The organism is Marinomonas spartinae, from assembly GCF_016461715.1.
Taxonomy (GTDB): domain Bacteria; phylum Pseudomonadota; class Gammaproteobacteria; order Pseudomonadales; family Marinomonadaceae; genus Marinomonas; species Marinomonas spartinae_A.
Map to the genome: position 1 here is coordinate 40,535 of NZ_JAEMUI010000002.1, position 14,333 is coordinate 54,867.

Genomic DNA, 14,333 nt, shown 5'->3' on the forward strand with positions numbered 1-14,333 from the left:
ATAACGTATGCAGCACATGGCAAGCATAAAAAAGGCTGATCGAATCAGCCTTTTTTATGCTTAAAGAGAGGGTTAGCCACCAACCACATTGACCAGCAATGTCACCTTGTCGCCAGGCTGAACGTATTTCTGTTCGCCAACTTCAGGGTTCCACTTTTTGATTTCATTCAATGTCACTTTAAATTTATTGGCGACCATCGCTAAAGAATCCCCTGAGCGAATCGTATAGACGACTTTTTTAATGATGCTGCGGTTGCTACTGTTAGCTTGTCGTTTTGGCTCAAGCCAGATGACAAGTTTCTTCCCTGGGCGTAATGGATCAGCCAATCCCATATTATTCCAGCGCGCTAGGGTTGTTGAGTCGGTATCGTATTTATTGGATATCGCCCATAAGCTATCGCCTGGTTGAACGGTATAGTTGATTTTAATGCGATTACGACCTGGTGCTCTGTCTTGCTTGGCGAGCAAGCGTTGATGTGAGCTTAGTGTATAGCTACTGATTTTATTGCCAGCCACAGGAATCATTAATTCCTGACCGACACGAATCAATGTGGAGGACATCTTATTGACGTCTTCTATGACATTGACTGTTGTGTTGTGACTCTTAGCAATGGCTCGTAAATTGTCGCCTGCTTCCACGCGATAGCGAATCCATGTTACACGATCTTTTTTCGGTATCTTCGCTAGGTTGGCGCGAAATAGAGCCGCTTTTTTAACCGGTATTAGCAGTCTATGGGGACCGTCTGGTGCGGTAGCCCATTGATTGAATGCAGGGTTTAACAAATACACCTCGTCAATACTGATGTCAGCCATTTTGGCTGCTTGGGCTAGGTCAAGTTGTCCGCCAATATTCACGCTTTCAAAGTAGGGTTTGTTGGGGATAAAAATAGGTTTGTAATGGTACTTGGCTGGATCTTTGATGATTTTGGCCAGAGCAAGCAGTTTAGGTACATAAGCACGGGTTTCTTTGGGTAAGTCCAAGGCCCAAAAATCAGTTGGTTTGCCTTCCCGTTTGTTTTTCTGTATCGCGTTTAAGACCGTCCCTTCGCCTGAATTATAGGCCGCTAATGCTAATAACCAATTCCCATCAAACATTTTGTTTAGACGGGTTAGATAGGCAATGGCTGCGTGGGTTGAGTCGATAATGTCACGTCGTCCATCATACCACCAGTCTTGGTCCAAACCGTACATGCGCCCGGTCGAAGGGATAAATTGCCAAGGGCCAGAGGCTTGACCATGGCTGTAGCCAAAGGGATCAAAACCACTTTCAACAATCGGTAAAAGCGCGATTTCTGTAGGAATGTGAGCTTTTTGCAGTTGATCCACAATATAGTATAAATAACGTTCACCACGTTTTGAAACACGATCAAGATAGCCAGGATGAGAGCTAAACCAGCGCAACTGAGAAGAGAGTCTAGGTTTGTCAACATTTAAGTTCAGCTTAAAACCATTACGAATTCTGGTCCAAAGGTCTTTGGGAGGCTGTGGTTTACTTGCCTTTTGTTGTTCCTGTGTATTGACGTCTTGAGTTGATGAAGACGTATCATTGTCATCAGGCGAAACAGGTGGAACCGTATCAATAAAGCCGATTTTGTTAACATCGGCAGGAGTGGCATCTGAATCTGCGTCAGCTTCAAGGTCTGTTTTGCTGTTGCTATTCTGGATATTTGAGGCTGTTTGGCAGCCTGTTAGTACTAGGCTTATCAACAAAACCCAAAAAAAATGTTTACTCATAGCTATCACAAATTGATTAAAAGTCGCAACATTTTAAAGATGTGGTATTTTAAATCAACCATAAGTGTCCTTTGCACGCCTTACTTGACTAAATGCAGACGCAGGATCTTGGGCGATTGCTTCGCCAAGTTGTTGGGCTGCGTTCTCAATAATGTGAGTAGAATCAGTCCTTAGAAACGGATTGGTCGCTTTTTCGAGGCCCATTTCACTGGGTAAAGTGACTTGGTTATTTCCTCTTTTTTCTTCACAAATTTTTTGTGTTTTTTTCAGTATAAGGTTGTTTGGATCAAGATGTTCTGCAAATCGGTAGTTTGCTAGAGTATATTCGTGGGTGCAATAGACGAGTGTATTGTCAGGCAATTTGGCTAATTTATTCATGGCGGCAAGCATTTGTGCCGGTGTGCCTTCCATGATCCGACCACAGCCTCCTCGAAAAAGGGTGTCGCCGCATAACAGAATGGGAGTGTCTAAGCTGGAAAAGTAGCATAAATGATCCAGTGTATGCCCAGGTGTCTCTAACACGCTAAATTGACGAGAGAATATGGAAACGCTATCGCCCTCATAGACAGGGTGTGTGACGAGGTGTGAGAGGTGTTCTGGTCCGAATACATCGCAATTGAAATGAGATTTTAACTCAGCAACACCCCCCGTGTGATCGTGATGATGGTGAGTAATGAGAATACCACTTAAGGTTAAGGCTTCTTGTTGACAGTATTGGAGGACGACATCGGCGTCACCAGGATCCACCGCCCAGACTTGTGAACTATCTTTCTCTTTGATTATCCAGATATAATTGTCATTAAAAGCGTGAAGTGGAATCAGTGTCATTGTCACCCTATCCTTATTTCGTGTTATGGGCATTGGCTCATGGGCTTATGTATCCATGTGTTGCTGAAGAGAACGCCAAAATTAATTAGAGATTTCATTGTATGTTGGATGAGCAATCAAGACAATTATTTCAAGCTTGGTATGAAAGCGATCTTGGGCAGCATCTTCGTCATATTGAAGTAACCGAAGTAGAAAGCGAAATCGATCATGAGGTGGGTTATTATTTGGTGATCCAATCTCCAGTCCAAAAGATTGTTCTTGAGAGCCATCGTTTGCGTGAAACGATGGTGATTGCACCAGAGCTTGAGCTAGGGGCACCTAAAAATACAGTAGTCGCCAAATCGAATGAGCTACCTTTTGAATCGGATGGAATTGATGTGCATGTGATGCATCACACACTCGACTTGTCTTTAATGCCTCACGATGATCTTCGTGAAGCGGCGAGAACCTTGTTGCCAAGTGGTAAATTAATCATAGTGGGTTTTAATCCATGGAGCTTGTGGGGGTTGCGGCGTTTTTTCTCAAAACGTACGAGCGCACCTTGGAATGCCCAGTTCATTAATCATCGTCGTTTGGAGGATTGGCTGAAAGTGGCAGGGTTGTCATTAGACAACAAGCGCTTTGTGTCTTTTGAACCACCATTTCATAACAGCCGTTGGCGTCGCCGCTTTTCTTGGGTTCGGTCTTTGCTAAAACCATTAAAGCTCCCATTTGGTGGCGTTTACATTATGACAGCTACCAAGTTGTCACCACGCTATATACCATTGAAGCCTCGTTGGAAAACGGCAAGGGTACATGTGCCACCCTTTACTAAGCCGACAACAAAAGGAATGAAAGATTGAAAAACGTTATTTTATATACCGATGGGGCTTGTAAAGGCAACCCAGGTATTGGGGGCTGGGGCGCTTGGCTCACTTTCGGGCAGCACGAAAAACGCCTTTGTGGCGGAGAGCGTGATACAACCAATAATCGCATGGAGCTAATGGGAGCCATTGAAGGGCTAAAGGCGCTGAAAGAAAAATGCCAAGTGACACTGTATACCGATTCATCTTATGTGCAAAAAGGCATTACGGAATGGCTGGCTGGCTGGAAGCGCAAAGGCTGGAAAACGGCCTCAAAGCAGCCAGTGAAAAATAAAGACCTGTGGCAAGCCTTAGATGAATTATGCCAGTTTCATGATGTAACCTGGAAATGGGTAAAAGGTCATGCTGGTATCGAAGGGAACGAAATTGCGGATCAATTGGCAAATCAGGGTATTGAAGAGTTGAGAGCGAAATCATGAGACAAGTCATTCTGGATACAGAAACTACAGGTATTGACCCTAAGCAGGGGCATCGCATTATTGAAATCGGTTGCGTCGAAATGGTAGATCGCAAACTGACCAATAACCACTTTCATGTTTATATCAACCCAGATCGCGAAGTAGAAGAAGAGGCGTTTAAAGTTCACGGCATCAGTAATGAGTTTTTGGCCGATAAGCCGAGATTTCGTGATGTTGCGCAAGCGTTTTTTGATTTTATCAAAGGAGCGGAATTAATCATTCACAACGCGCCGTTTGATATTGGCTTTATCGATCATGAGTTCTCCCTGTTAGGGGGGTATCCCAAGGTTGCAGACGTTTGTGACGTTTTTGATAGCTTGGTGTACGCCCGTAAAAAACACCCAGGTCAGAAAAATAGCCTTGATGCTTTGTGTAAGCGTTATGGTATTGATAATTCACACCGTGAATTACACGGGGCTTTGTTAGACTCTGAGATCTTAGGGGATGTCTACCTATTAATGACGGGTGGGCAAACCAGTTTAGGATTAAGCAGTGGTTCAGAGCAAGATTCTAAAAGAAATGATGAAACGGGCGGCACCATCTATCGTCTCAGCTCTGACCGTCCAAAGCTAAAAGTCATTCGAGCCAATGAAAATGAGTTGAAAATGCATGAGGAACGCTTGGATCTAATAGAGAAAAAGTCTGGCCAAGCGTTATGGCGCATAAAGCATTAACGATTTCATCCCACTAATCCCTCTGTTGTGGTAACAGAGGGATTTTTTTGGGTTAAATCACCTGTTCATTTCGTGTTTTTACAGTAAGTACGTCACACATAATCCCCCCGTCACACTTAAGATAACCGTGTAAGGCAAGGCCATCCATACCATTTTTCCATAAGAAAGGCGTAGCAGCGGAGCAATGGCAGAAGTCAGCAAGAATAGAAAAGCCGCTTGACCATTTGGTGTGGCGACACTGGGTAAGTTTGTGCCTGTGTTAATGGCAACTGCGAGAGTATTAAAGTGCTCAAGACTGATCATGCCAGACTGCAAAGCGGCTTTGACTTCTGTGATGTATACCGTTGCAACGAAAACGTTATCACTAATCGCCGACAAGAGACCATTCGCAATAAAGAACATGAGGGGTTGAGAATGGGTTGGCATATGCAAAACCGTATCAATGATCGGCTGAAAAAGATGTTGAGAATGAATGACAGAGACAATGGTAAAAAACACCACTAATAGCGCGGTGAAGGGTAGGGCTTCTTCAAAGGCATGACCAATACGATGCTCTTCTGTGATGCCATTAAAGGCCGTCAGTAAGACGATGACCATTAAACCGACTAGCCCCACTTCTGCAACATGAAAAGCCAGTGCGAAGATTAATAGCACCGCAACGATCCCTTGTATGACTATCTGTGCTTTGTGTTTCGGAGTGCTTTTTTTGGACTCTTCCTCTTCGAAGTTTTGCAAAATATTGCGTACGTTCTCAGGTAACGTAGCACCATAGCCGAACCAGGACATCTTTTCTAATACGATGACAGTGAGTAGTCCCATAATCAACACAGGGATAGAAACTGGAGCTATGCGCAGGAAGAATTCAATAAAATCCCAACCAGCGACTTTGGCAATCAATAAGTTTTGTGGCTCTCCTACTAATGTTGCAACACCACCTAAAGCGGTACCAATGGCGCCGTGCATCAATAGACTGCGTAAAAAAGAACGAAATTGTTCTAGATCATTAGCATTGACCGGCAAGATAGTATCATCATTAGTATGATCGTATTTTTCGCTGGGTTGTCCTGAGGCCACTTTATGGTAAACCGAATAGAACCCAATGCTGACGCTAATCAGTACAGCGGTCACCGTTAACGCATCTAAAAAAGCGGACAGCAAGGCCGCAGCAAGGCTAAAAAACAGTGAAATGGCAATTTTAGAGCGAACTTTCACTAAGAGTTTATTGAAAATAAACAGCAGCATGTCTTTCATAAAGTAGATGCCAGCCACCATGAACATCAATAACAGTATAACTTCAATGTTGCTCGTTACTTCATGATAGACCCCTTCAGAGCTGGTCAGGTTTAGCATGACTGCTTCAATGGCAATCAGCCCCCCAGGTTGAAGTGGATAACACTTTAGTGCCATGGCAAGGGTAAAGATAAATTCGACAATCAATAGCCAGCCTGTCACAAAAGGCCCAAGCAAAGCTAATGATAGAGGGTTTAAAATAAGAAAGGCGATAATGACTTGTTTGTACCAAAGGGGTGATCCCCCAAGAAAGTTATGACCAAATGCTTGTGAAAGAGTGCCTTTCATTCGTTGCTCCTTGATGTGCTAGTTGCGGTTGTTGCATATACGATTCTTATTCAGTTGATAATAGCTTATTCGCTCATAATCTTACGCTAGATGTTGCTATTTTTTTCATTTGCCCCAATATCATCAAGAACTTATCACGTTAGAGGAAGAGAATATTGGAAATTTTGACAGATTATGCAGGTTTTTTATTAAAGCTCGCCAGTATCGTGATTGCGATTGGTGTAGTGCTGACCATGATTGGCAACAGTAAAGGTAAATCTCGTTCAGGAAGCCTGTCTGTTACTAAGCTAAATGACAGCTATGATCAGATGAAATCAGAGCTGGATCAGCAACTGTTAGATAAAAAAGCGTTGAAAGAGAAAGCCAAAGCCCGTAAAAAACAGAAAAAAGAAGAGAAGAAAACGCATAAAAAAATGCATTCGCTTGATGCAGAGAACATAAAAAAACGTCTTTATGTATTGGATTTCGATGGTGACATCAAAGCCTCAGCGGTGACCACTATGCGTGAAGAGATCACGGCGATTTTGAGTGTTGCTCGCCCTGAAGATGAAGTGGTGGTTCGCCTAGAAAGTGGTGGCGGTGTGGTGCATGGATACGGCTTGGCGGCCTCTCAGTTGCAACGTATCCGTGAAGCGAATATTCCGTTGACGGTATGTGTGGATAAGGTTGCCGCCAGCGGTGGTTATATGATGGCTTGCGTGGCCGATAAGATTATCGCCGCGCCTTTTGCTATCTTGGGTTCCATTGGTGTTGTGGCGCAAATTCCTAACGTCCATCGCTTGTTAGATAAAAATATGATCGATGTTGAGTTACATACTGCGGGTCGTTACAAACGTACACTGACCATGCTGGGTAAAAACACAGACGAAGGTCGTGAAAAGTTCAAACAAGATTTAGAAGACACTCATGATTTATTTAAGCGTTTTGTATCAACACAGCGCCCTGCGTTGGACATCGATGCGATTGCTACTGGTGACACTTGGTATGGTTCCGAAGCGGTAGATAATAGGCTGGTTGACCAAGTGATGACCAGTGATGCTTACCTCGTCTCTCATTATGAGCAAGCAGATGTTATTCATATTGCTTATAAACAGCGTAAGGCCATGAGTGAGCGTTTAGGTCTGTCTTTGTTTTCAGCCTTTGAGCAAAAAGCCGTCGCTTGGATCAGTAAAGTGATCCAGTCTCGAGGCTATTAAGGTTGACTGAGCAGTCTTACTATCATTTAGCCTTTGTATAGAGTCATTGGGTACGCCGAGGTTCGTACCCGATAACTCATTTATTTATAATCATTAGGATGGTGGACTTTCCTGAGTTTGCATCACCATGAAGTTATCTAAATCTTTCAAGAATTTCTTCTTATCAGAAGGGCGAATCATCAAAGATGTATTCGCCCATATCAATCTCTTAGTTCGGCAGCCAAGTAACCAATGATGGGTAAAGGGCGACGATGGTTAGCGTTAATAGTTGCAGCATGACAAAAGGGATTGCGCCTTTGTATATCTCAGCCATACTGATGTTGCTCGCTGCACTTCGTATGTAGAACAGTGCCATACCTACGGGAGGTGTCAGGAAGGATGTTTGCAGACACAAGGCCATTAGAATCGCGACCCATACCGGATTAAAGCCAAAATTTACTAAAATTGGCATAACCAGAGGGGCCACGATCAAGACGATTTCCATCCAATCTAAGAAAAAGCCTAATAGAAATATGATGAAAATAACGCAGAACAACACACCTTCCGGACTCAATGGTAAGGCGTGAAGCGCGTTTTCAATCACTTCATCGCCACCGTAACCACGTAAGACGACAGAGAAGCAGGACGCACCAAAAATAAGTGCGTATAAGAAGGCGACAGATCGACCTGTTTGATAGCAGACGATACGTAAATCCATCCATTTTAATCGGCCAGAGCTCCAAGCCAAAAAGGTGGCTCCAGCTGCACCAATCCCAGACGCTTCTGTAGGTGAAGCAACACCGGCAATTATGGACCCTAATACGGTTAACACTAATAGGAGTGGTGCAAATAATGCTTTAGATATGTCTAAAATAATGTCGAATTTACTTATGTTGCTCTCTTGATCTAAAACAAGTTTAGGCATATTAGCGGGTTTAAGCAGGGCATAAATAAAGATAAAAACTACGAAACTGGTTGCGAGTAACAGCCCTGGAATGATGGCCCCCATAAACAGGTCACCAACAGGGATTCGTAACTGATCTCCCATCACAACCAGCATAATAGAAGGTGGAACAAGAATACCCAGACAGCCTGTTGCTCCGACGGTCCCAGCGCTGATCCATTTGGCGTAGCCAGCTTTAAACATAGTGGGTAAAGCTATGGTGGAAAGCAAAACCACAGATGCCCCAATAATACCAGTAGAAGCGGCCAGTACGACGCCAATCAAGACCACGGCGATAGCCAATCCGCCGGGGGTTTTACCTAAGACACGACGCATTGCTCCAATTAAGCGCTCAGCAATTCCGGAGCGATCAAGCATGAATCCCATAAAAATAAACATTGACATGGGAATGAGAGAATAGCTTGAAATAGTAGAAAATGTTCGGTTAGCGACAAACCCAATGGTGCGTAATTCTGCTACGTCGTAGATGTTAAATGAGACAAGGATGCTGCCTAAAGTGGCAAATAATACCCCGACACCACCTAAAATAAAGGCAACTGGAAAGCCTGAAAAGAGGATGAGCATAAAGATGGAAAACAGTAGAAAAACGAATAACTCACTCATGATGCGTCCCTTTATTCACTGGAGTTGATGGTGTGGATGTGCTGTTGGGTTGAATCAAAAAAGCCACATTGTGTAGCAGAATAGCCACACCTTGGAGTGCTAAAAGGCTTAATCCAAGGGCCATAACGCCTTTGATAAGGTAGCGAGCGGGTAAGCCAGAAGGCATTGGGGAGCCTTCACGTAATGACCAAGAATAGCTGGCCATTTCCCATGCATGCCATGAGACGAGAATAATATAGGGGAAAAACAAAAATAAAATGCCAAGAATCTCGACCCAAGCTCGGCGCTTAGGGCTGAACCTACAATGAAAAATATCAACGCGAATGTGTTCATCAACTTGATAGGTGTAAGCCAAGCAGGACATGACCACTATAGCATTTAGATGCCATTGTACTTCTTCTAATTCCACCAAGCCGATATTGAACACATAGCGTAATATCACATTAACCAAGATGGTAATGATGAGAATAGGCAAAATGAGAGAGCCCGCTTTGCCGATAGCAACAGATAAGGCTTCTATTTTTTTAACAATGGAGTTTACGCAGCGCATCAAGAAATACTCCGATTATGTATGATTAGGATGGGGAGCTGGTGTTAAAGGTAAAACCGAGCATTACTGAGGGCGATGCTCGGTTTTATTAGGCTTTAATTGCCTTTATATTCAGTCCATAAAGACACTTTTTTACGATAGCTATTGAGTGAGTCTAAGGTGCGTTTGAAATCTGCATCTTTGCTTGCTTCTTCACTCATGACTTCGTCTGTGCTTTTTTTGAAGGCGGCTAGAACGGCAGGAGGGAATGATTTAATTTTGGTACCTGCGGCTTTGAATTTCTTAATGGCTTCGGCGTTGGCGATAGTGGTAGAAGAGATTGTCCATAGTTGAGTTTCACGACAAGTATCTTCAATTAGGCCTTGTTGGGCTGTACTCATAGAGTCCCATTTTCGCTTATTAATAATGAGCTCATTGATTGCAGCAGGTTGATGCCAGCCGGGTAAATAGTAATATTTGGCAACTTTTTCAAAGCCCATTGCAGCATCAATCGCAGGCATGGAAAACTCCGTTCCATCTATGACGCCACGTTCTAAATTAGGGTAGATATCGCCACTACCGAGTAGTACAACTGACGCGCCAGCTTTTTTCATTACTTCACCAGCCAGTCCTGCGAAGCGAATTTTTTTGCCTTTTAAATCATTCGGAGTGTTGATCTCGAAGTTATACCAGCCACCAGCTTCCGAATCCATTAAGCCACATGGGACGGTCACAACGCCTTGTTTGGCATATATATCACGCCATATTTTTAAGCCGCCGCCGTTATAAATCCAATCCAAATACTCTAATGCTGATGGGCCAAATGGTATGCCGCCAAAAAGTTGTAGAGCAGGGAATCGTCCGGCAACGTAGAGTGGTGATGTGTAGCCAGCATCCAGAGTTCCTTGTTGAACCGCGTCAAAGATTTCTAGCGGTGAAACCAGTTTTCCCGCTGAATAAAGTTTTACTCTTATGTCTTTTGAGGTGGCTTTGAGTCTGTCAGCTAAATGCTGAGCACTTTGTCCACTGGCAGGTAGTGTAAGAGGCCAGGCACTTTGAATATCTAGACGGACTGTGGAAGCACTTGCTTCGATGGATCCCATTAGGGCAATGGATGAAAGAAATGTAGTTACTAATGGCTTGTAATGCATTGGGTGTCTCCTTGACGGTGCTCACTATCTAGAGATAGTTTGAGCTGCATTTGGCGGTTTGATCCGCAATAATTTTTATTTGAACTTTAATTCGACTCGCCTGAGAGGGAGTTATAATGCATTTTTATAAAAGCATATTTTTAATTGAATGTTCAAGTAAATGTTCATTCATTCAAGTATTGTGCCAAGCTATATTGTGTCGATTATTTTATTTGGAAGAGTAAGAAATAGCGTGCTCTGAATATTTTTTGATTGAGTTTTTTGATTTTAAGTTTTTGATTTTTAATCTTTTATTCATTATTTATTGGTTTCTAGAGAGGGGCGAGGAAGTTATTGTCGCTTGTCTGATGTGAAAATTTTATATTTTAAAAAATATGTTTCTGATTGCAAAAAAATGTAAGCGCCCCGTGGTTGAGCGATAATCTCACAGGAAATAACTTTGGCGAGTTAGGAGTGTGCAGGTTGGGGGGAGAAGATAAAGTGTTCCGGTTAGCTCTGTGAAGCTTTGTCTCTGCCAGTGCTCTTGATACACAGGGTGGTGTCACCTGATTGCCCTTCCTTATCTGCATCACTTAGAACGTAATAGCTATAATCTACTTCACCTTCTAGGGCAGTACCAGTTCATTCACAGGTTTGGCATATTCCATTCCATCACGGAAGAAAAAAGAATCATAATCCCCGATTGTTTGAGTGTCTCCAATAAACTGGCTTTACTAGGAACTCGCTAGGTGGAGCCTTTTGGTCGCATTATCTTTAAGCGGCTTTTTTTTGCTTGCTGTATACTCTCTATTAAATAGCCAATTGATCGATAGGAATAAAGAGATATGGTCGGAACACAAGTTAATAACCCTTTACACGGTATAAAACTGGAAAAAATTGTCACAGATTTGGTTGAGCATTACGGCTGGGACGAGTTAGCGACTCGTATCAATATTAATTGTTTTAAAAGTGACCCCTCGGTGAAGTCCAGTTTAAAGTTTCTACGTAAAACCGAATGGGCTCGGGGTAAGGTTGAAACACTTTATATAGAGACGTTTGCCTCTTAAGTGGTCAAAGAGTGACTATTTCTCCGAAACTTAAGGTTTAGTCACTTACTCCAATGCTTGTCATAAGCCATGTTGTCTTTGTCTAGTGACCTTGTACAACAGGTTTTTTTATAGCGTTTTCTTTTGAAGAAAAATGAAAAAGTGCACCGAGTTCTAACGAGAGTTTCGCTTAAAATAACTGTGCTGCTTTAAAAGAATGGTGTCGCAGGCGTGGATAAAGTGTTTAAGCTTTTCGTTTTAGTGTTCTGGTAAATTATGGAATAGTTCTTCAAGTAATTTATTGAGTCTTTGTATTTTTGCTTCTGTCATGCCTTTAAAACTTTGTTTGAATAAATCTTTGGTGGCAAAGCGGATATCTTCAACAGCAGCGATGCCTTTTTCAGTGATCAATACTTCTGTGACGCGGCCGTCATCACTTCTTACCCTGGTGTCTACAAGGCCATCTTGTTTCATGCGTTGAATGATTTTTGTTACAGTGGGCAGCTTTGCAATAGCGTGAACTGCAATCTGCGAGACACTGCAGGTGCCTTCTTCTTTTAGCGTGAATAAAATTCGCCATCTTGGGATGTCAAGGTTCACTTTTTTTAATGCTTTTTCAATGGCAGCACTGTAACGACCATGAACTTGATTTAACCAATAAAATGGAAAATCTTCTTTATGGAAGTCATCACTTGCGGGATTAAATCGTTGACTTCGCGGTGTTCTAGGTTTGCTGCTCATTAAGAGTCCTTGATTTTAAGAAGGGTGAAAATGTACAAAAAATGACGTTTTTAGTCAATTGAATTATCAAGTGTTTATATCAATAATGATTCTCATTTGCAACTATTCTGTGAAGTATGCCATGTAAAAGAACCAGCCATAGGCTGGCTCTTTTAAGGTTGTATTACCAACAAGGGCCTTTTTCAGATTCCATTTTGCGTACCATTGCACTGTAAAACTTGTCAGCAAAGCCACTATCTTTAATGAGCATTTGTGTTAGATCAGCACACTTCTTGCTTATGCTTTGTTCTAGTAATACATCTTCACCACCTAGCGCTCCAGACGTTACCTGAATTTCTGCAGCACGTTGTACTGTCCAGAGAAGGAAGAAGGTGCGCTCTATATCAAATTCTCCCACTGCGATACCATGATTTCGTAAGACAAGAATGTGCTTTTGTCCTAGGCTCTCCAGCATGCGGCTTTTTTCATCATCAAATAAAGTAATGCCTTCAAAATCATGATAACCAACACGCCCATAAAGTTGCGCGCCGTAAAAACTGTCATGGCTGAAACCTTGTTTTTTCATGGCGATGGCTGAAACTTCATTGGTATGAGTGTGGATGACACAATGTATGTCTTCTCGTGCAGCGTGAATGGCGCCGTGAAGAGCAAAACCAGCCGGGTTACCATCGTATGGAGAGTCGTCTAATTTATGGCCGTTAACATCCACCTTGATTAAATTTTCCGGGGTGATTTCAGTGTAATTTAACCCGAATGGATTCACTAAATATTCGCCTTCAATGTGGGGTAGGCGGGCTGAGATATGATTAAAAATCGTCTCAGTCCAGCCGAAAAAGTCTATTAAGTGGTAGCAATGAGCCAATTTTACGCGAAGCGCCCATTCTTCTTCGCTAATGTGGGTGGGGCGTTTTGTTGAATTGTTCATGAGTTTGTTCCCTCCATTTCGTCAGTGTTAAGAATTTGCTTGGGGTTGTGAGGCAATAAAGTGGGTAAGATCCAGCAACTGTTGTGTAGTCGCCATTGGAATGCTTACTTTGTTTGCTAGCTCTAAGACGGTGTAGCCGATTGCGTCAAGTTCTAAGGGTTGGCCTGCCTCGTAGTCTTGTAACATAGAGGTTTTAACTGCACCCATGCCTGCTCCAAGTTCCATGAAGGTATGAGGGTCAAAACGAATTCGGGCACCATAGGCCGCGGCAACCAGCAAAACTTCATCGAGTACTTTGCGCACGAGAGGTTTTAAGCGAGTGTCGCTATAGAGTTGCTCAAGTGTGCCTTTGGTCACCACAGAAAGTGGGTTAGAGGTGATATTTGCAGCGACTTTGGTCCATATCTGGTCGCGAATATTGTCTGTGGCTCGCGCTTCGATACCAGCGTCTTCCATTACCTTTCGCACTTGCTCAAGTCGTTCACTCATTTGGTGATTGATTTCACCAAATACGATGAGGTGAGGGTTGGTTGAGGTGACGACACCTGGTGAGTTTCTAAATGCGGTAATAAATACCACGCAACCAATGAGGTGATTGTAAGGTAGCAATTTGCTAACACTGCCTTCAGGGTCGATGGCTTGAATGCAATCACCAGAAAAGCGTCCCTCAATGCCTTGGAAATACCACCATGGAATGCCGTTTACCACAGGAATAACCATGGTTTTTTCCTGCAGCATAGGAGCGATCAGTTTTAACATCGTTGGCAAGGCGGGGGCTTTGCTACAAATAAAAATAAGATCTTGTGAGCCTAACTCTTCTGCAGAGTCTGAGGCAATGACGTTGACTCTGTGTTTGCCGTCTATATCTGTGAGATGGATACCTTTCTTTTGAAGAGCCTCAAGCGTTGCACCTCTGGCAAGTACTTTAACATTTTGACCTGATTGGGTTAGGCGGGCAGCGAGCGTACATCCAATAGCGCCAGCGCCTGCAATACAAATGTTCATAATTCATTTTTCCATTAAAAAATGAGAGAGCCTCAAAGATGAGAGCTCTCTCCGGCTGTTGGTAAACTCTGTTTTTTTGG

14 protein-coding genes are annotated in these 14,333 nt (G+C 43.0%); 5 read left to right on the forward strand and 9 right to left on the reverse strand.

Annotated elements, in window-relative coordinates; translation table 11 throughout:
* Window positions 1-72 precede the first annotated feature (72 nt).
* Together JHD45_RS02035 and gloB are read right to left on the reverse strand one after the other, a co-directional pair.
* Window positions 73-1,734: a lytic transglycosylase gene (locus tag JHD45_RS02035; protein WP_199474542.1), complete on the reverse strand. Its 1,662-nt coding sequence runs from the start codon at window positions 1,732-1,734 to the stop codon at window positions 73-75.
* Window positions 1,735-1,788: 54 nt separating this feature from the next.
* Window positions 1,789-2,562, reverse strand: a complete 774-nt coding sequence (gloB, locus tag JHD45_RS02040; protein ID WP_199474543.1) for a hydroxyacylglutathione hydrolase — start codon at window positions 2,560-2,562, stop codon at window positions 1,789-1,791.
* A 101-nt stretch (window positions 2,563-2,663) separates the two neighbouring features.
* On the opposite strand from gloB, the gene JHD45_RS02045 reads away from it, so the two are divergent.
* Genes JHD45_RS02045 through dnaQ form a run of 3 tightly spaced genes read left to right on the forward strand, consistent with a single transcriptional unit; the run spans window position 2,664 to window position 4,557 of the window.
* Window positions 2,664-3,404, forward strand: coding sequence for a class I SAM-dependent methyltransferase (locus tag JHD45_RS02045; RefSeq protein WP_199474544.1), 741 nt, complete (start codon window positions 2,664-2,666; stop codon window positions 3,402-3,404).
* Window positions 3,401-3,844 (forward strand): ribonuclease HI, encoded by a 444-nt coding sequence (gene rnhA, locus JHD45_RS02050; protein ID WP_199474545.1) that lies wholly within the window; start codon window positions 3,401-3,403, stop codon window positions 3,842-3,844. Before JHD45_RS02045 ends, rnhA begins: the two co-directional genes overlap by 4 nt.
* Complete coding sequence (dnaQ, locus tag JHD45_RS02055; protein ID WP_199474546.1) at window positions 3,841-4,557, forward strand: DNA polymerase III subunit epsilon; 717 nt, start codon at window positions 3,841-3,843, stop codon at window positions 4,555-4,557. The genes rnhA and dnaQ overlap by 4 nt, the downstream gene beginning before the upstream one ends.
* Before the next feature lie 78 nt (window positions 4,558-4,635).
* Here the strand turns inward: dnaQ and nhaB are convergent, their stop codons facing one another.
* Window positions 4,636-6,135 (reverse strand): sodium/proton antiporter NhaB, encoded by a 1,500-nt coding sequence (gene nhaB, locus JHD45_RS02060; protein ID WP_199474547.1) that lies wholly within the window; start codon window positions 6,133-6,135, stop codon window positions 4,636-4,638.
* A 155-nt stretch (window positions 6,136-6,290) separates the two neighbouring features.
* Here nhaB and sohB point away from each other — a divergent pair, with 155 nt between their 5' ends.
* Window positions 6,291-7,331, forward strand: a complete 1,041-nt coding sequence (gene sohB / locus JHD45_RS02065; protein WP_199474548.1) for a protease SohB — start codon at window positions 6,291-6,293, stop codon at window positions 7,329-7,331.
* 208 nt (window positions 7,332-7,539) lie between these two features.
* Here the strand turns inward: sohB and JHD45_RS02070 are convergent, their stop codons facing one another.
* From JHD45_RS02070 to JHD45_RS02080, 3 genes are all read right to left on the reverse strand, one after another.
* Window positions 7,540-8,877, reverse strand: a complete 1,338-nt coding sequence (locus tag JHD45_RS02070) for a TRAP transporter large permease (protein ID WP_199474549.1) — start codon at window positions 8,875-8,877, stop codon at window positions 7,540-7,542.
* Window positions 8,870-9,427, reverse strand: coding sequence for a TRAP transporter small permease subunit (locus JHD45_RS02075; protein ID WP_067343449.1), 558 nt, complete (start codon window positions 9,425-9,427; stop codon window positions 8,870-8,872). The genes JHD45_RS02070 and JHD45_RS02075 overlap by 8 nt, the downstream gene beginning before the upstream one ends.
* A 95-nt stretch (window positions 9,428-9,522) precedes the next feature.
* The gene (locus tag JHD45_RS02080; RefSeq protein ID WP_199474550.1) at window positions 9,523-10,557 is read right to left on the reverse strand and encodes a TRAP transporter substrate-binding protein; all 1,035 of its coding nucleotides are present in this window, start codon (window positions 10,555-10,557) and stop codon (window positions 9,523-9,525) included.
* 824 nt (window positions 10,558-11,381) lie between these two features.
* Between JHD45_RS02080 and JHD45_RS02085 the strand changes: the two genes are divergently transcribed.
* Window positions 11,382-11,603 (forward strand): VF530 family DNA-binding protein, encoded by a 222-nt coding sequence (locus JHD45_RS02085; RefSeq protein WP_199474551.1) that lies wholly within the window; start codon window positions 11,382-11,384, stop codon window positions 11,601-11,603.
* A gap of 237 nt (window positions 11,604-11,840) precedes the next feature.
* On the opposite strand, the gene JHD45_RS02090 is transcribed toward JHD45_RS02085, so the two are convergent.
* From JHD45_RS02090 to JHD45_RS02100, 3 genes are all read right to left on the reverse strand, one after another.
* The gene (locus JHD45_RS02090; protein ID WP_199474552.1) at window positions 11,841-12,323 is read right to left on the reverse strand and encodes a MarR family winged helix-turn-helix transcriptional regulator; all 483 of its coding nucleotides are present in this window, start codon (window positions 12,321-12,323) and stop codon (window positions 11,841-11,843) included.
* A 163-nt stretch (window positions 12,324-12,486) separates the two neighbouring features.
* Entirely contained in the window at window positions 12,487-13,248 is a 762-nt protein-coding gene (locus tag JHD45_RS02095; RefSeq protein ID WP_199474553.1) for a class II aldolase/adducin family protein, read from the reverse strand.
* 27 nt (window positions 13,249-13,275) lie between these two features.
* Window positions 13,276-14,253, reverse strand: a complete 978-nt coding sequence (locus JHD45_RS02100) for a ketopantoate reductase family protein (RefSeq protein ID WP_199474554.1) — start codon at window positions 14,251-14,253, stop codon at window positions 13,276-13,278.
* Between the last annotated feature and the right edge of the window lie 80 nt (window positions 14,254-14,333).